This window comes from Sphingomonas sp. 4RDLI-65 (genome assembly GCF_049472435.1).
Taxonomy (GTDB): domain Bacteria; phylum Pseudomonadota; class Alphaproteobacteria; order Sphingomonadales; family Sphingomonadaceae; genus Sphingomonas.
Genome location: NZ_JBCEBT010000001.1, coordinates 142,878 through 161,267, shown reverse-complemented (window position 1 = coordinate 161,267; position 18,390 = coordinate 142,878). Strand labels below are relative to the sequence as shown.

Annotated in this window: 13 protein-coding genes; 6 read left to right on the top strand and 7 right to left on the bottom strand. The window is 65.7% G+C overall.

Features of this window, described 5'->3' with window-relative positions:
* Positions 1-55: 55 nt before the first annotated feature.
* Together VH567_RS00640 and VH567_RS00635 are read right to left on the bottom strand one after the other, a co-directional pair.
* Positions 56-2,167 (bottom strand): TonB-dependent receptor, encoded by a 2,112-nt coding sequence (locus VH567_RS00640; protein WP_423322292.1) that lies wholly within the window; start codon positions 2,165-2,167, stop codon positions 56-58.
* A gap of 516 nt (positions 2,168-2,683) precedes the next feature.
* Positions 2,684-4,186: an aldehyde dehydrogenase family protein gene (locus VH567_RS00635; RefSeq protein WP_423322291.1), complete on the bottom strand. Its 1,503-nt coding sequence runs from the start codon at positions 4,184-4,186 to the stop codon at positions 2,684-2,686.
* A gap of 190 nt (positions 4,187-4,376) precedes the next feature.
* Here VH567_RS00635 and VH567_RS00630 point away from each other — a divergent pair, with 190 nt between their 5' ends.
* The 5 genes from VH567_RS00630 (at position 4,377) to VH567_RS00610 (ending at position 11,302) form a co-directional block, all read left to right on the top strand.
* Positions 4,377-6,425 (top strand): hydantoinase/oxoprolinase family protein, encoded by a 2,049-nt coding sequence (locus tag VH567_RS00630; RefSeq protein ID WP_423322290.1) that lies wholly within the window; start codon positions 4,377-4,379, stop codon positions 6,423-6,425.
* Between the two features lie 10 nt (positions 6,426-6,435).
* Positions 6,436-8,313 (top strand): hydantoinase B/oxoprolinase family protein, encoded by a 1,878-nt coding sequence (locus VH567_RS00625; protein ID WP_423322289.1) that lies wholly within the window; start codon positions 6,436-6,438, stop codon positions 8,311-8,313.
* 12 nt (positions 8,314-8,325) lie between these two features.
* The gene (locus tag VH567_RS00620; protein ID WP_423322288.1) at positions 8,326-9,189 is read left to right on the top strand and encodes an isocitrate lyase/PEP mutase family protein; all 864 of its coding nucleotides are present in this window, start codon (positions 8,326-8,328) and stop codon (positions 9,187-9,189) included.
* A 112-nt stretch (positions 9,190-9,301) separates the two neighbouring features.
* Positions 9,302-10,411 carry a zinc-binding dehydrogenase gene (locus VH567_RS00615; protein WP_423322287.1) on the top strand — a complete coding sequence of 370 codons (1,110 nt, stop codon included), beginning with the start codon at positions 9,302-9,304 and terminating at the stop codon, positions 10,409-10,411.
* A gap of 105 nt (positions 10,412-10,516) precedes the next feature.
* Entirely contained in the window at positions 10,517-11,302 is a 786-nt protein-coding gene (locus VH567_RS00610; RefSeq protein ID WP_423322286.1) for an IclR family transcriptional regulator, read from the top strand.
* Between the two features lie 139 nt (positions 11,303-11,441).
* Here the strand turns inward: VH567_RS00610 and VH567_RS00605 are convergent, their stop codons facing one another.
* From VH567_RS00605 to VH567_RS00585, 5 genes are all read right to left on the bottom strand, one after another.
* Positions 11,442-12,944: an aldehyde dehydrogenase family protein gene (locus VH567_RS00605; RefSeq protein ID WP_423322285.1), complete on the bottom strand. Its 1,503-nt coding sequence runs from the start codon at positions 12,942-12,944 to the stop codon at positions 11,442-11,444.
* Entirely contained in the window at positions 12,941-14,092 is a 1,152-nt protein-coding gene (locus VH567_RS00600; protein WP_423322284.1) for an FAD-dependent monooxygenase, read from the bottom strand. Before VH567_RS00600 ends, VH567_RS00605 begins: the two co-directional genes overlap by 4 nt.
* Positions 14,089-15,003, bottom strand: a complete 915-nt coding sequence (locus VH567_RS00595) for a polysaccharide deacetylase (protein WP_423322283.1) — start codon at positions 15,001-15,003, stop codon at positions 14,089-14,091. Before VH567_RS00595 ends, VH567_RS00600 begins: the two co-directional genes overlap by 4 nt.
* A gap of 17 nt (positions 15,004-15,020) precedes the next feature.
* On the bottom strand, positions 15,021-15,779 hold the full coding sequence (locus VH567_RS00590; protein ID WP_423322282.1) for a maleate cis-trans isomerase family protein: 759 nt from the start codon (positions 15,777-15,779) through the stop codon (positions 15,021-15,023).
* A gap of 98 nt (positions 15,780-15,877) precedes the next feature.
* Complete coding sequence (locus VH567_RS00585; RefSeq protein WP_423322281.1) at positions 15,878-16,801, bottom strand: alpha/beta hydrolase family protein; 924 nt, start codon at positions 16,799-16,801, stop codon at positions 15,878-15,880.
* Between the two features lie 224 nt (positions 16,802-17,025).
* Here VH567_RS00585 and VH567_RS00580 point away from each other — a divergent pair, with 224 nt between their 5' ends.
* Positions 17,026-18,243, top strand: coding sequence for an FAD-dependent oxidoreductase (locus VH567_RS00580; RefSeq protein WP_423322280.1), 1,218 nt, complete (start codon positions 17,026-17,028; stop codon positions 18,241-18,243).
* Positions 18,244-18,390 lie beyond the last annotated feature (147 nt).

Sequence of the window (18,390 nt, the reverse complement as noted above, 5' to 3'; positions counted from 1 at the left end):
CGGGCTGGTCGAGTATTTGGTTTGCGTCCTCGCCCAGCCCCGATCGGCGCGCTGCTCAGAAGCTGTAGCGGACCGTGCCCAACACCGTACGCGGGTCGATCGCGAAACGCGGCTGGATCACCGAAAAGCCGAATCCGGTCTGCGATCCCGCCTGGTTCAGCAAATTCTTGCCGTTGACCTGGAATTTCCACCGCGCGCGTTCATAGCCGACATAGCCGTTGAGGAAATCCTGCTTGCCGACCGCGCCGATCGCCAGGTTGTCCGCAGTCGAGAAATACCGGTCGCGGCTGGTATAGTCTGCGCCGAGCACGACCTTGCCCGGCCCGGCCGCGACGTCGCCGTCGAAGCCTGCGGAGAACTGGTATTTCGGGAACACCGGCAGCTCGTTACCATCGAGCGAGCCACCAGCTGCGCTCTTAGCATATTCGCCGTCATTGAGCGAACCATTGCCCCAAAACGTCAGCCCCCGGAGTGCGCGCCAAGAAAATTCAAGCTCCAGCCCCTTCAACGTCGCATCGTAATTCTCAATCAGGAAAGCACCCGCCGCAGTAGTAATAGCCTGCTGCCGATCCCCGATCGTATTATAGAACCCAGCGACGTTGAACCGCACGCTCCCCCCAAAAAACTCCCCCTTAATCCCGACTTCATACGCCTTGGTGACCTGCGGCTTGAACGGCTGCGACAGTTCGGCCGCGGTCGATGCCAGGCCGTTGTACCCGCCCGACTTGAAGCCTTCGCCGTACGACGCATAGGCCAGTGTGTCGGTGGTAAGCTTGTAGTTGAGCCCGACCTTGGGGGTGAACTTGGCATAGCTGTTGGCGAGCTGGACCGGAATGCCGCCGATCGTCGCGTCGAGCCGCTTGTCGTCGATCGTGTAGCGCCCCGCGCCGACGAGCGAGAGTTTGTTGCTGAGGTTCAACGTCAGCTGACCGTAGCCGGCGAAGCTGTTGGTCTCGACCGCATAATCGGTGCGGGCGGGTGTGAAGAACAGCGTCGTGTCGATCGCCTGGCTCGCCTTTTCGTTGAAATAATACAGGCCGGCGATGTATTCGAGCACGCCGTCCGCGGCCGTGTTGGTGACCTGGATTTCCTGGCTGAACTGGTGCTGCGCGCTGCTGGTGGTGCGATCGAACAGCGACAAGGGCGTCATGCCGGGCAGCCCCACCGCGGCGGGCAGCACGCCGCCCGAAAAATCCTGGCGCCATGCGTCGGTCATCTCGGAATAGGCGGTGATCGAGGTGAGCCGCCCGCCCGCCATGTCCGCACCGAGTTTCAGCGTGCCGCCATATTGTTCGAGCCGGGTGAACGATGGCGCGGCCGACTGGACGCGGCGATATGAGCCGGTGACGGGGACGATGCCGCCGTTCGCATCGAGCGTGGTCGCGACGGCATATTGGCCATCCGACGTGCCGTGCATGTAATAGCCGGTCAGCCGCGCATCGACCGCGTCGCCGACATAGGCGAGGTCGCCCTGGACGCCCTCGAAATTCTCGCTTCCGACCTTCTTGTCCTGCGTAACGTTGTATTGCCGCCCGCCGTCGCGTGCCCGGACCAGGCCGTTGAGCGACGCGCGCCACTTGCCGTCTGCGGACAGCGGCCCGGTCAGGTAGCCCTTGAGGAGGCGCTCGTTCCAGGTGCCGTAGCCGGCCTGGACGGTGCCGCCGAAGACGTCGCTCGGTGCCTTGGTGATGATGTTGACCGCGCCGGCCGAGGAGTTGCGGCCATAGAGCACGCCTTGCGGTCCGCGGAGAACTTCGATCCGGTCGAGTTCGACGAATTCGAGCATCGAGCCGGACAGCCGCGCGCGGTAGACGTCGTCGACATAGATCGCGACTTCGGACTCCGACGTGACCAGCGCGCCGTCGGTAACGCCGCCGCCGCGGATGAACGGCTTCAGGCCGGTGGTGCCGCCGGTGACGGAGTCGAACTTTACATTGGGAGCTATGCGGTTGAGGTCGGAGGGCGACTGGATCTGCATCCGGTCGATCGTTTTGGCGGAGATCGCGGTGACGCTGACGGGGACGTCCTGGAGCCGCTGGTCGGTGCGCTGCGCGGTGACGGTGATCTCTTCGAGTGCGCCGCTGTCCTGCGGCGCGTCCTGCGCGTGCGCGGCGGTGGCCGTCAGGAGGGCTAGGGCGGAGGCGGTCGAAAGCGTGAAGCTGCGCATAGGATGTCCCTTTTGGGACCAGGTCGCGCGGCCTGCGTCTTCGGCATGGTCCGGCTATCTCGTCCCGATGATGAGCCCCCTCCCGGGGTCTGGCGCCGCGTTGGGATGGCCGATGCATCCGCCGCGTTTCGCTGATGGGACAGTGCCGACGGCGCGTCCGAATGGGAGCGCCTACCGGACGGGTGTCCGTCTGCCGGACAGCGATGTAGCATAGTATAGAGTTGATCTATGTAAGTTTATCGCTGCGGCATCAGGCGGCCATGAGTATGTATCCCCGCGAAGGCGGGGACCCAGACTGGGCTCCCGCCTTCGCGGGAGAACAAGGGGGCGGGGATCGCACCTACCCACAAATTTGCATCACCCCGGCGGAGGCCGGGGCCCAGTTGGGGGACGGTAATGACGGAGGTCAGCGCCTCGTTACTGCGACCTCTCCAACTGGGCCCCGGCCTCCCCCGGGGTGGAGTTTGGTGGGCGAATTAAAACAACGTCAACCGAGCTGTAACCCCCAGCGCCTCCTCAAATCACCGCACACACCGTCTTCCACTCGAGATAGCTATCCATCGCCTGCTTCCCGCTATCGCGACCCCAGCCGGACGCCTTCATCCCGCCGATCGGCAGCGAGGCGTCGTACATCGCGTGGCAGTTGATCCACACCGAGCCCGCGCGCAGCTGCCCAGTCAGGCGGTGTGCGCTGGAGAGCGATTGCGTCCAGATGCTCGACGCGAGACCGTACTGGCTGTCGTTCGCCGCCGCGACCACTTCGTCGAGATCGTCATAGGGTTGCGCGACCAGTACCGGCCCGAACACCTCCTCGCGGACGATCGTCATGTCAGGGCGGACGTCAACGACGACGGTCGGCGCGACGAACGTGCCGGCCTCGCCCGAGCGGTCGCCGCCGGTCAGCACGGTCGCGCCTTCATCCCGTGCGCCCGTGACGAAGCTCGCGACGCGCTCGGCCTGACGCGCGGAGACTAGTGGGCCCATCTGCGTCGCGGGGTCGAGGCCGTGGCCCATTGCGAGCCCCTTGGCATAGGCGACGACGCCCTCGATCACCTGGTCGTGGATCGAGCGGTGGACGTACAGCCGCGAGCCAGCGATGCAGACCTGGCCTGCATTGAAGAAGATCGCGTTGGCGACACCGGGGATGGCTAGGTCGAGATCGGCGTCGGGCAGCACGATCGCGGGCGACTTGCCGCCAAGTTCGAGCGTGACGCGCTTGAAGTTGGTCTTGGCCGCGTCGAGGATCGCGCGGCCGGTCTGCGTCGAACCGGTGAACGCGATCTTGTCTACGCCGGGATGCGCGGCAAGCGCGGCGCCGGTCTCGCTGCCTAGCCCGGTGACAATGTTGAGCACACCCGCCGGGAGCCCCGCCTGCGTCATCAGTTCGCCGAGCCGGAGCGCGCTGAGCGAGGTATCCTCCGCCGGTTTCAGAACGATCGTGCAGCCTGCCGCCAGCGCGGGGGCGAGCTTCATCGCAGTGAGGACCAGAGGCGAGTTCCACGGCACGATCGCCGCGACCACGCCGACCGGTTCGCGGAGAGTCCAGGTCGAGACCTGCTTGCCCGCCGGCTGATAGTCGATCGAGCTTTCGATCGTGTTGCCCTCGATCGCCATCGCCTGGCCGGCGAAGAAGCGGAACTGGTTGATCGCACCGGGGATCTCGGCCCAGCGCGCGACGAACAGCGGCTTGCCCTGATCGAGCGTCTCCAGTTCAGCGAGTTCGTCGACATGCGCCTCGATCAGGTCCGCGATCGCCCACAGCACGCGCGCGCGGTTGACCGGGGTGGTGGTGCGCCAGCCGTCGAAGGCCACGCGCGCAGCGGTGACCGCCTGGTCGACGTCGGCGGCAGAGGCGGAGGCGATGCGACCGATCTCGTCGCCGGTCGCCGGATCTAGCGTCGCGATCGTACGGCCGCCCTCAGCCGACTGCCACGCGCCGCCGATCAGCAATCCGGACCCCGTCGCACGGCGATCGAGGAAGGCGCGCGTGTCGGCGCGAAGTTCGGGGCGGACGATCATGACGGCTTCTCCTGCAAGGCTGGCACCGTGGCGAACGTGGCCGCGCGTGACCAATCGCCACGCCCGAAAAGTCGCACAGCGGATAGTCGCGGTGACGCGGGCCAATCGCATCATCGGGCGGTTCTAGGAAGGCCCCAGCAAAATGCGGCGTCCGGAGCGGAGGCCGCGCCATCATTATCGCGGGGACATCATGGCTTATCGTTTGGGCGTCGATGTCGGTGGGACCTTCACCGACCTGCTGCTGCTGAATCAGAAGAGCGGTGGGTTCTGGCGGCACAAGACGCCGTCGACGCCGCATGACAGTTCGGTCGGTATCCTCACCGGGGTCGACGCGATCTGCGCGGAGGCGGGGATCACGCCTGCCGAGGTCGAGTTCTTCCTGCATGGTACGACCGTCGCGACCAACGCGGTGCTGGAGGGCAAGGGCGCACGCGTGGGTCTCGTCACCAGCGAGGGGTATCGCCAGATCATGCAGATCGCGCGCAGCTTCGTGCCCGGTGGCCTCGCCGGCTGGATCGTCTGGCCGAAGCCCGAGCCGCTCGCTGCGCTGGAGGATACCGTCGAGATCGCCGGGCGTATGGATGCGCAGGGCAACGAAGTCCGGCCGATCGACGATGCCGATATCCGCGCGGCGCTGGAGGCGTTGAAGGCTCAAGGGATCGAGGCGCTGACGGTGTCGCTGATCAACGCGTATCTGAACGGCGCGCATGAGTTGCGGGTGGCCAAACTGGCCGCCGAGATCCTGCCCGACGTGCCGTTGTCGCTCAGCCATGTCGTGCTGCCCGAGATGCAGGAATACGAACGCACGCTGACGACTGTCGCCAACGCCGCGGTCCGTCCGATCATGCGCAACTACGTCCGCAACCTGCGAACCAAGCTGCGCGACAGCGGCATGGCGGGGAGCCTGTCGCTGCTGCGTTCCGATGGCGGGCTGATGTCGTCGGAGAAGGCCGAGGAGCATCCGGTGTCGCTGCTGATGTCGGGGCCAGCGGGCGGCGTGACGGGTGCATTGTGGGTCGGCAAGAACGCGGGCATCCGCAACATCCTGACGCTCGACGTTGGTGGCACCTCGACCGACGTCGCGCTGATCGAGAACCTCGAGGCGCGCCGGGTGCGCACTACCGAGGTCGGGCATCTCGCGGTGCGGGCCTCGGCCCTCGATGTGAAGACGGTCGGCGCGGGTGGCGGTTCGATCGCCTACGTTCCTGAGCTGACCAACGCGCTGCGGGTCGGGCCGCGGTCGGCGGGCGCGGTGCCGGGGCCGGTCGCTTACGGCAAGGGCGGGGTAGAACCGACCGTGACCGACGCCAACGTGGTGCTCGGCTATCTGCCTGAATCGCTGCTCGGCGGTGCGTTCAAGCTCGACCGTGAGGGGGCGAAGATTGCCGTTCAGGGGATCGCCGACAAGCTCGGCATCGGCCTGATGCAGGCGGCGCGGGGGATCATCGATATCGTCAACGAGAACATGTTCGGCGCGCTCCGCATGATCTCGGTCCAGCAGGGTTACGATCCGCGCCACTTCGCGCTGATGGGCTTTGGCGGGGCGGGGCCGCTCCACGTCAATGCGGTCGCGCGGCTGATGGGGAGCTGGCCTGCGGTGTCGCCGGTCAGCCCCGGTGTGCTGTGCGCGCTCGGCGACGCAACGACGCAGATGCGGACCGAGACCGCGCGCAGCTTCTCGCGCCGGTTCAGCGAGACCGACGAAACCGAAGTCCAGACGATCCTCAACGAGATGGCGGCACAGACCCGCGCCGAGCTCGCCGCCGAGGGGATCGCCGACAGTGACATTACCTCGCTGTTCGAGATCGACGTGCGCTACGAAGGCCAGGCGTTCGAGGTGCCGCTATCGATCGATGCCGAGACACTCGCGCGCGACGGGCTCGCGGGCGTCACCGGACGTTTCGACGAAGAGCATCACCGCCTGTTCACCTTCAACATGGAAACCGCGCACGAACTCGTGAACCTCCGCGCGGTCGCACTCGGACCGTTGCTCGATCTCAAGGCGCCGGTGCTGGAGGAGGGCAACGGCGATCCGATCGCCGCGAAACTGCGCGATCACGAACTCTGGACCGATGGCGCGATGCGGCCTGCGGTCATCTACGACCGGTCGAAACTGCGCGCGGGCGACGTCATCCCCGGCCCGGCGATCATCGTCGAGATGGACTCCACGACGCTGATCGAGGGCGGCTGCACCGGCATCGTCGACTCGGTCGGCAACATCCTGATCAATCTGGCCTGAGAGGACCATCATGCCCGCACGCATCATCCAGGCCAACGACACGCCGTTCGCCACGGTCCCGATCGACCCGGTAACGCTGGAAGTCATCGAGAACGCGCTCCGCAACGCCCGCATCGAGATGGACGCCACGCTCGTCCGCACCGCGATGTCGCCAGGTATCCGCGAACAGGGCGACGCCTTCCCGCTGATCGCCGACAGCAAGGGCCGCATGATCGTCGGCCAGTTCGGCTCGTATATCGGCCCGTTCCTCGAAAGCTATGACGGCACCGTCGAGGACGGCGATCTGATCTTCCTCAACGATCCCTATTCGGTGCAGGGCGCGATCAGCCACCTCAACGACTGGCTCGTGCTGATGCCGGTGTTCAAGGACGGCCGCGTCGTCGCCTACACCTCGATGTTCGGGCATATGAGCGACATCGGCGGCAAGGTGCCCGGATCGATGCCGATCGACGCGACCAGCATCTTCCAGGAGGGGGTTCGCATCCCGCCGGTGAAGCTGTGGAAGCAGGGTGTCTACAACGAGGACCTGCTCAACCTGGTGATGCACCAGACGCGTACGCCCGACTGGTGCCGTGCCGATCTGAACGCGCTGATCGCCTCGTGCCGGGTTGCCTCGCGCCGGATCATCGAGATGTGCGAACGGTTCGGCGACGACGTCTACGCGTCCGCCACCGACCTGCTGCTGGAGCGCAACTACCGCGCGATGAAGCAGCTCGTCGAGACCGCGATCGGCGAGGAAAAGGTCAGCTTCGAGGATTATATCTGCGACGACGGGCTCGGCTACGGCCCGTACAAGATCAAGTGCACCATGTGGCGCGAGGACGGCCGCGTCATTCTCGATTTCGACGGTACCGATCCGCAGAGCCAGGCGTCGATCAACTTCCTGCTCAACGAAAACATGATGAAGATGTTCTTCGGCATCTACATGATCATGGTCTTCGATCCGCAGATCCTGTTCAACGACGGCTATTACGACCTGATCGACGTCCGCATCCCGGAGGGCTCGTTGCTGAAGCCGCGCTTCCCCGCCGCGCTGTCGGGCCGCACGCATGCACTCGGTCGGTTGTTCGATATCCTCGGCGGGCTGCTCGGCCAGAAGACGCCCGAGTTCCTCAACGCCGCCGGCTTCTCGTCGTCGCCGCATCTGTTCTATTCGGGGCTGGATGCGAGCGGAAAATGGTTCCAGCTGTTCCAGATCGGTTTCGGCGGGATCCCCGCTCGGCCGATGGGCGACGGACCCGATGGCCATTCGCTCTGGCCGGGTTTCACCAATGTGCCGAACGAGTTCCTCGAGCGCTATTTCCCGCTGCGGATCGAGACGTACGAGACGGTCGCGGACAGCGGCGGGGCAGGGCTCCACCGCGGCGGCAACGGCATCAACATGGTGTACCGCTTCCTTCAGCCGGGCGTGATCGCGATCCACGACGATCGCTGGTTCGTGCCGCCCTGGGGCGTCAACGGCGGCGAGCCGGGGACGCGGGCGCGGAAAGTGCTGGTGAAGAACGACGGGACCGAGATCGTGCTCGGCAACAAGCTGGAGGACTATCCGGTCGAGGCTGGCGAGCAGTTGAAGTTCGTCACCTGGGGTGGCGGCGGCTGGGGTGATCCGCTCGAGCGCGATCCGGCGTTGCTGGCGAAGGAACTGCGGCAGGGTCTCGTCACGGCGGAGGGCGCGCGGCGGTACGGCGTGGTGCTGGTCGACGGCGCGGTCGATGCGGCGGCGACCGAGGCCTTGCGCGCGACGATGCGTGCAGGCCGCCCGGCGGAACTGCCGACGTTCGACTATGGCCCCGATATCGAGACGTTGCGCGCCAACTGCCTCGCCGAAACCGGCCTCCCCGCTCCGAAGCAACCGCGCTGGCATGCCACTGTAATAGCTGCCAAATAAGGACTGCACATCATGGCCAATTCCATCCTCCGCACGAAGCTCGCGGACGGCGCGTTCTTCGTCGTCCCCGGCGTCCACGACATGATCTCGGCGGTCATCGCCGACAAGGTCGGGTTCGATATCCTCTACGGCACCGGGTATTGGCTGACCGCCTCGGCCTACGGTCTGCCCGACGCGGGGATCGCCAGCTACACGCAGATGGTCGACCGCATGGCGACCGTCGCGCGCACGAGCAAGGCGGCGCTGATCGCCGACGCCGACACGGGCTATGGTGGCCTGCTCAACGTCCATCACACCGTGAAGGGCTATGAGGCCGCTGGCGTCACCGCGGTCCAGCTGGAGGACCAGGAATTCCCCAAGAAATGCGGTCACACGCCCAACAAGCGGCTGATTTCGCTCGAGGACATGGTCGAGAAGATCAAGGTCGCGTGCGACGCGCGGACGGATAAGGAGAACCTCCTGATCGTCGCGCGCACCGATGCGCGGCAAAGCGAAGGCCTCGACGGATCGCTGCGGCGGCTGGAGGCCTATGCGAAGGCCGGTGCCGACATCCTCTTCCCCGAAGCGCTGCAGAGCGAGGAGGAGATGCGGACCGCCTGCGCCGCGTTCGACGCGCCGGTGATGGCGAACATGGCGAACGGCGGGCTTTCGCCGGTGCCGAACGCATCGGTGCTGGCCGAGCTCGGCTATGCGTTCGCGATCTATCCCTCGCTGACCAGCCTGGTCGCCGCGACCGCGATGGAAAAGGCGCTGATCGACCTCAAGCAGAACGGTGTCGGCGAGCCCGACGGTATCTTCAACTTCAAGGAGTTCTGCTCGCTGATCGGCTTCGAAGACGTCTGGGCGTTCGAGAAGAAATGGGCCAAGGCGGAATAACCCTGGTTCGCCGTTCTGCTGCGAACGCAGGACCCCAGGGTTCCGAGCGAACCGCTTGTGCCCCTGGATTCCCGCGTTCTTGGGAACACGGTTTGTGCGAGAAGGCATTGTCATGACCACCCAGATCACCGCCGCCGTCCTCACGCAAAGCGGCAACCCGCGCCCTTATGCGAACACGTCACCGCTGGCCTTGAAGACGCTGACGCTCGACGATCCGAAGCCGGGCGAGCTGCTGGTACGGATCGATGCCGCCGGGATCTGCCATTCGGACCTATCGGTGGTGAACGGCGACCGTCCCCGGCCGATGCCGATGGCGCTCGGCCACGAAGCCGCCGCCACGGTCGTCGCGCTCGGCGATCCGACGGATGCGCAGTTTGCGGTCGGCGATCAGGTCGTGCTGGTGTTCCTGCCGTCGTGCGGCGAATGCGTCGCCTGCGCGTCCGGCGAGGGGTATCTCTGCCCGAGCGCCGCCGCGGCGAACGGCGCGGGCGAACTCATGCGCGGTGGGCACCGGCTCTCCGATTGCGGCGAGGCGGTGCACCATCATCTCGGTGTGTCGGCGTTCGCGACGCATGCGGTGGTCGATCGTCGCTCAGCGGTGAAGGTCGATCGCGACATTCCGGCGGAGACCGCGGCGCTGTTCGGCTGCGCGGTGCTGACCGGCGTCGGTGCGGTGATGAATACCGCACAGGTCCGGCCGGGTGAGAGCGTGCTGGTATACGGGCTCGGCGGCGTAGGCCTCGCCGCGTTGCTCGGCGCATTGGCGGCCGGTGCGCAACCCGTCACCGCCGTCGATCCTTCGCCCGAGAAGCGCGCGCTGGCACTCGAACTCGGAGCGGCGCAGGCGGTGTCGCCCGACGACGCCGCGTCGCTGCCGAAAACCGACGTCGTGATCGAGACGGTCGGCAAGGCCGCGGTGCTTGCCCAGGCCTATGCGGCCGCGCGGCGCGGCGGGCGGGTCGTCACTGTGGGGCTGCCCAACCCGTCCGAGATGCTGTCGATCCCGGCGCTGTCGCTGGTCGCCGACGGCAAGACGCTGATGGGGAGCTACATGGGCTCGTCGATCCCGTCGCGCGACATCCCGCGCTACGTCGCACTCTGGCGCGCAGGGCGTCTCCCGGTCGAGCGATTGCTCACTTCTATCAGCCCGCTCTCTGACATCAACGGCCTCCTCGACAAGCTCGCGGCGGGGGACGCGATCCGGCAGGTGGTCAAACCCTGAACGTCTCGCTTTGTCCGACAGGCGGATAAAGATTGTCACGTAGCGGTCATGAAGCCATTCCCTGTCATGTTGGTGCAACCAAAATGACTTCGGGGATTCGCGAGCATGGAAAAGGGTGTGCCCATCCGGTCGATCAGCCGGTCGATCGCCGCGCTGAAGGCGATCAACCGCCACGGCTCGCTGTCGATGATGGAGATCTCGAAAGCTTCCGAAGTCCCGTACCCGACCGCCTGTCGGATCGTGCAAACCTTGCTGTATGAGGGGCTTATCGAGCAGGAGCCGGCGCGCAAACGCTATCGCCCGACCGCGATGGTGCAGACGCTCGCGCACGGGTTTCAGCAGGACGACCGGTTGGTGAAGGCAGCGCGGCCGCACATCGTCGAGCTGACGCGGCGGTTCGGCTGGCCCGTCTCGATCGCGACGCGCGTCGGGCGCAACATGATGCTGCGCGATTCGACGCATGCGAACACCTCGCTGACGTTCGAGCAATATTATCCCGGCTTCACGCTGCCGATCCTCGACAGCGCGTCGGGCAAGCTATCGATGGCGTTCGCGCCGGAGGAGGAGCGGCTGATGATCCTGAAATGGATGCGCGTGTCGCAGGAGATCGACCTGCAATATCTCGCCACCGCGCAGGCGAGTTTGGATGTGGAGCGCATCCGCCGGCAGGGGTACGCGGTGCAGGGGCGCAACCACTTCAACCTGACGCCGGGGAAGACCTCGTCGATCGCGGTGCCGATCTTCATGAACGGCACGTTCGAGGCGGCGATGACGATGGTGTTCTTCGTGACCGCGATGAAGCTGGAGGTGGCGCTGGAGACGTATCTGGAGGAACTGAAGGCGGCGGCGATTTTGATCAGTCACGATCTGAGTGAGGGCGTGGGGGCGTAGACGCTCATACGACACCACCACCCCGGCGAAGGCCGGGGCCCAATTGGAATGGCGGCAATAACGACGCGCCGCCCTTCGTTAGCGACGTCCCCCAATTGGGCCCCGGCCTTCGCCGGGGTGGTAATTGGGAGAGGTGACCTCACAACCGCGCCGTCACGGCCTTCGTTTCGAGATACCCATCGAGCCCCTCGCGCCCGAACTCACGGCCCCAACCCGATTGCCCGTATCCCCCGAACGGAATGTTCGTCCCGACCGCACCATGGCAGTTGATCGAAACCTGCCCAGCCCGGATCCGCGACACCAGCCGGTGCGCCGAGGAGAGGCTCTGCGTCCAGACGCTCCCCGACAACCCGAACGGCGTGTCGTTCGCCAGCCGTGCGATCGCATCGAGATCGTCGGTCGCGAATTTTTGCACCGTCATCACCGGCCCGAAAATCTCCTCGCGCACGACAGCCATCTCCGGCCGCGTGTCGGTGAAGATCGTCGGCTGGACGAAATTCCCAGCTCGATCGAGCCGCTTGCCGCCAGCAACCAGCGTTGCACCTTCGGCAATCGCGCCGTCGATATACCCCATCACCTTGGCGGTATGCGCGTCCGAGATCATCGGCCCGAGCATCGTCGAAGGGTCGAGCCCGTGGCCGAGCGTCATGCCGGCCGCAAACGCCACCAGCCCCTCGACCAGCTGATCGTGGATGCTCTCGTGGACGAAGATCCGAGTGCCGGCCATGCAGTTCTGGCCCTGCAGGAAGAACGTCGCCATCGCCACGCCCGGGATCGCCAGCGCGAGGTCGGCATCGGCCAGCACCACCACCGGCGACTTGCCGCCGAGCTCCAGCGATACCTTCTTCAGATTGCCGATTGCCGCCTGGACGATCCGCTTGCCGGTCGCGGTCGATCCAGTGAACGAGATCTTGTCGACGTCCGCATGCTCGGCCAGCGCCGCGCCTACCGTCGAACCCAGCCCGTTGACGATGTTGACCACGCCGTTCGGAAAGCCCGCATTTAGGATCAACTGCCCGAGCCGTAGCATCGACAGTGGCGTCTCCTCGGACGGCTTGATGACGACGGTACACCCGGCGGCCAGCGCCGGCGCAAGCTTCAGTATCGCGGTCGACAGCGGCACGTTCCACGGCACGATCTGGCCTACCACGCCGACGGGCTCCCGGAGCGTGTAGGTCAGTGCCTCGGCTTCGGCGGCAACGTGGCGGGGCGGGGCGGTCGTCGTGCCCTCGATCCGCATGATCCCGCCGGCGTAATAGTCGACCATCTCGACACAGTTCGCGACCGTGAGCCCGGCGATGAACATCGGCATGCCGTTGTCGATCACGTCGAGCTCGGCGAGCACCTGCGCATCGTCGTTCATCGCCCGCGCGAGCCGCATCATCAGCGCGGTGCGCTCGGCGACCGTCAGCCGCGACCAAGGCCCCTCGAACGCCCGCCGTGCCGCTGCGACCGCGTGGTCGATATCGCCGGCGCCGCCGATCGCGAACCGCGCGAGGACCAGACCGGTCGCTGGATCGCGCGCCTCCATCGTCTCGTTGGTCTCGCCATCGACCCACGCGCCATCGATCAGCAGTTTGTGCGGCTGGTCGAGAAACGCCTGCGTCTCGGGCGCGATCGCGTGGCCGTCGAAGGGGGTCATACGTTCACCGTCCTGCAATCATAGTCGAACAGGCCAAGGCTCTCCTCGTCCTTCATCGCGCCGAGCCCGAACAGCGCGGCGTCGTCGGCCTGCATGCGATCGGCATTGGCGTTGGATTCCGCCTGGATGAACGACGCGCGGTCGTGGCGTGCGGCGACGTAGCGGCGCAGGCCTTCTTCCGTGCTCTCCGACGCGGCGAGCGCGCGCGCCAAGACCACCGCATCCTCCAGCGCGCAGGCGGCGCCGTGGCCGAGGAACGGCGTCATCGCGTGTGCGGCATCGCCGAGCAGCGCGACGTTGCCGTCGACCGTCCAGTCGGGCAGCGCGGCGCGTGCATTGATCGCCCATTTGAACAGCGGCACGGTCGAGGCCGCGGCGATCATCGCGTGGACCTCGTCGGACCAGCCCGCATAGGTGGCGGTAAGGTCGGCTGGATCGGCGGGCAGCGTCCAGCCATCCTCCGTCCAGCCATCCTGCCGCGCGAAGAACACCATGTTGAGCAGACTGCCGCCGCGCACGGGATAGCGCGTGATCATCTTTCCGGGGCCGATATGGATCCCCGGCCATTCGGTGACCGAGCGGATCGCGTCGTCGACCGGGACGAGCGCCCGCCACGCGACGTGGCCGGTGAATGTGCCAGCCACCGTCTCGAACCGCTGGCGGACGACCGACTTCACGCCGTCCGCGCCGATGATCACGTCGCCTTCGACGCGGCTGCCGTCAGCAAGGATCACGGTCGTGCCCTCGGTCGACGCGGCCGGCGCGCTAGTGCGCAGGTCGACGCCGGCTTCGCGCGCGGCGCGGACCAGTTCGGCGTGCAGGTCGGCGCGGTGGATCGTCACATAGGGCGCGCCGTATTTGGCGCGCGCGCTCGCCCGTTCCATCGGCACCAGTACGCGGTCGTCGTGGCAATGCTGGATGCGCTGCCGGGTGGGCTCGACGCCGGCGGCTGCGACCGCTTCCATCACGCCGATATGATCAAGCGCCTTCATCGCGTTAGGCGACAGCGTGACGCCCGCGCCGATATCACCGAACTGCGGTGCCGCCTCCAGCAACGTCACCGGGAAACCGGCCTGCGCGATCGCGGCGGCCGCGGTCATCCCGCCGATGCCGCCGCCGACGATTGTGATCTTCTCGCTACGGCTCACCCTAGCTGACCGGGAATATGGCTCTCGTGGTTCTGGAGATACCAGTCGGCGATCTCCTCGCGCGTCGCCCACCACACGCCCGGCAACGACTTCGCATGTTCGATGAACTCACGCAGCGCGCGGATCCGGTGCGCGCGCCCCGAGACGTGCGGGTGCAGGCCGACGTTCATGATCCGCCCGGTCGTCGCGCCTTCCTCGTACAACACGTCGAGTTCCTCGATCAGCGCCTGCGAGAACTGGTCGGTGGTGAAGTTCTTGCGCGTGATGAACGTGAAGTCGTTGATCTCGTTCGAATAGGGCACCGATACGATCGGCCCGTTCGGCGTCTTCAGCAGATAGGGCTGATCGTCGTTCATGATGTCGCAGTAGAAGGTGCAGCCGTATTCCGCGAGAATGTCGGCGGTCTGCATCGTCCCGCGCAACGACGACGAGAGCCACCCCTTAGACTTTCGCCCGGTGAACTTCTCGAACTGGTCGAGCGTCCGCAGCACGATCTCGCGCTCCTTCTCCGGATCGCCCGCGAAATTGGTCAGCAGTTCGCCCTGTTCCCAATTGTGCGTCAGCAATTCCCAGCCGCGCGCGAGGACCGCGTCGGTCATCGCGCCGCGCCGCTCGAACGTCACGCCGTTGGTGGTGCAGCTCGCCTTGACGCCAAGCTTGTCGAACAGCTCGAACAGCCGCCAGATGCCGACCCGCTGGCCGTACTCACGCCAGCTGTAGTTCGGGAAATCGGGGACGTTGCCGGGCAGGGTGTCGGGCAGGATCGACGGGCCGCCCGCATAATAGGGCTTGTCGGTATCCTTGGTTAGATCCCAGGTTTCGAGGTTAAACGTGAGGATCAGCGCGACGCGCGCGCCGTTCGGCCACACGAGCGGCTGACGGGCGGGAAGCGGGATGTAGTCATAGTCCATGCGCGTACTCCTGGGGGTCAGCAGTGGCTGAGCAGATGGCCGAAGCCGTCGATCTGGTCGGAAATGCCCATCGTTCTGAGCGCGTGCCAATAGGTCGCGGTATTGATCGCGATCACCGGCTTCTCCAGCCAGAATTCGGCGATTGCCGCAACCTCGGCAAAGGCGAGATTGGTGCCCGCCTGGATGATCGCGTCGACGCCGTCCGAGACGTCGATCGCGGCTTGCTTCAGTATCTGCTTGGATTCATGGGCGATCATCATCGGCGAGGGCGATTTCAGGCCGACGAGATTGACCACGTCATAGCCCTGGTCCTCGAAGAACTTTTGCACGTTGCGGTCGCCGACCGGCATGTACGGCGTGATGATGCCGATCTTCTTGATGGGACCGCGGTCGGCCTCGTAGGCCTTGATCGCCGCGTCGACCGCGGTCGATCCCATGATGACGGGCACGCCGCCGGTCCGCTCGACCATTTTCTTGTGGAGCCGATCGGCACCCTCGGCGCCGTCCCAGAACGTCTCCGCGGACATGCCCATGATGACGCAGCCAGGGTCCATCGACATCGACACGTCGACCGCATCGAAAGTGGAATCGCGGATCGTGTTGAGCATCACCATGAAGCTGTCGTCGTCGGTCACCTTCGTGTCCGGAATGGCGATGCGCGAGAAGTGATTGGTCACGCCCCGCGGCTGCATGCGCGCGTATTCGGGCTCGACGCTGGTGTTGGTGGACGGCGCGACGACCGCGAACTTCATCCGGGGACCAAGGGAATCTACCATGCGTACGCCTCCTGTAAGCGACGCTCACACAACCATCCGGAGACATGGACCGTAACGGTTTCGGATATATGTCTCCGCTTGGCGATCAGTTTGCGGAGTCACCTGCGCCAGAGGACGACCGGTCCGGTGTCGATCAGCGCACCGTCCAGCGCTGCCCGCGCGCGTGCCGATCCCGTGCCGTAGCCGCGCAGAAACTGGAGTGAGAGCGTCACCGCCTGCCGCATCTGGACGGACTGCCGCGGGCCCGGGCGTTCGGGGCTGCAGATCAGCCCGCCGAAATAATGATCCACCCCGTCGAGGATCAACGCATAGCGATCGCCACCGGTCTTCGCGCTGTCATAGGCGAGCAGATGCTGTTTCCAGGCAGCCGGATCGACCGCACCCTCAAGCGGACCGGGTGGGAAATCCTTGTCGCCGGTCTGGATGAAAGCCGGCACCGCGAGCCCGGCATAGCCGGCGCCATCGATCAGTCCCGGTGCCAGCCCCGGTGGCGAGAAGGCGAGGACCGCACGCGTCCGTGGATCGCGCAGCGGCCCGGTGATCCCTTCGGGGGTCACCGCCTGCGCGCCGCCGAGCGTGAGCGCGGTCAGCCCGCCATAGCTGTGTCCGGCCGCGATATGTCCTTTGCCGCCAACATGCGCGGACAATGCCCGCATGTCCTCGATCCGCGCGCCCCAGCTGGCCAGTCCGGGGAACAAGTTGGTATCGGGATGATCGGTCGAGTCCACGTGCAACGGCGCCCATACGTCGAACCCGGCGGCGACAAGGGGCAGGATCAGCGGATCGTATTTGGCCGGCGACGACATCGCGCCGTGCGAGAACAGGATCGTGCCCCGCGTGATCGTGCCCCGCATGATCGAAGCGCGCCAGCGCGTGACGCGGCTGATCCGCCCGCTCGTCGTCTCGATATCGACCAGCGTCGGGGACGTGGCGGACGCGGCGGCGATCGAGCGGCGCGTGGGGGCCGCGACCAGGCCGGCACCGATCATGCCGATTGCCGCGCGACGGGAAACAGGGTTCATCATGGCCGAAGGCTAGATGGCGCGGGGAGACCTGTCGCGACCGCATCGTCGCTATCCGATACGCGGTCACAGGCCCGACGATAGGGATCAAAATCGATCGATCACGGCGCTGGATTATGGTCGTCTGTCGAACACTATTGATCCATGAGCAGGCCCGCTTTGGCGTGATTGCTACCCCGAATGATGGAATTCAGAACGGACACGGGGGTATTGGTGTGGCGCAAGTGACCGGAACGAAGACTGGCATCCGGCGAACGCAGGTTCTGATCGCGGGCGGCGGCCCGGTGGGTGCGGTGGCTGCGTATCGGCTCGCGATGATGGGGATCGACACCATTCTGGTCGAGGCGCTGCCCGATTGCCCGGAGGACATGCGTGCCTCGACGCTGCATCCGCCAACGCTCGACATGCTGGCGGAGCTGGGTGTGCTCGACGAACTAGAGCAGGTCGGCCTGCGCGCGCCGACCTATCATTATCGCAACCGCCGTAGTGGCGATGTGATCGCGCTCGATCTCGGCGAACTGGCGGACGTGTCGGCGCATCCGTACCGCTTGCAATGCGAGCAGTTCAAGCTTGCCCGCCTGTTGACCGCCAAGCTCGACGCGCTGCCCAATGGGCAAGCCTTCTTCCAGCGTCGCGTGCTGGCCTACGACCAGGACGTCAACGGCGTCACGGTGTCGATCGAGACGCCGATGGCGATCGAGACGATCCGCGCGGACTATCTGATCGCGGCCGACGGTGCCAATTCGACGGTGCGCAAATGGACCGGCACGAGCTTCGAGGGCTTCACTTATCCCGAACGCTTCCTCACGCTGTCGACGCGCTATCCGATCGAGAAGCATTTCGACGGACTGGCCGGGGTCAACTATGTGTCGGATCGCGACGAATGGTGCGTGTTGCTGCGTGTGCCGGATTTCTGGCGCGTGCTGGTGCCGACCAACATCGCCGCACAGGACGCCGACCTGTTGTCGGACGCGAAGAAGAACGCGGTGTTCGACGGGCTGGTCGGCGATGGCGCCAAGGTCGAGACGTCGCACCGGACGCTGTACCGCGTTCATCAGCGCGTCGCTGGCGGTTTCCACCATGGTCGCGTGCTGCTGGCGGGCGACGCCGCGCATCTCAACAATCCGCTCGGCGGGTTCGGGATGAACTCTGGCATCCACGACGTCTGGAACCTCACGAGCAGGCTGCGCGACATCATCCTCGACGATGCCGACGCGGATACGTCGTTGGCGCAGTATGATCGCCAGCGCCGGACGATCGCCAACAGCTTCGTCCAGGCGCAGACGATCGCGAACAAGAAGATGATGGAGTCGAATGGGGACGGTCGCAGCGAGCAGGAGATACGGCTCGCGGCGCTGGTGAACGATCCGGAGAAGCGGCGGGCGTATCTGTTGCGGCAGTCGATGTATGAGAGTTTGCGGGAGGAAGCGGCTATCGTTTGAGGGGGGCTGCTCGCAGATTTCCCACTACCCCGGCGAAGGCCGGGGCCCAGTTGGTGAGGTGGCAATAACGAGGCTCTGCGCTTAGTTAGCAACGTCCCCCAATTGGGCCCCGGCCTTCGCCGGGGTGGTGTTGGTTGGGTAGGACCC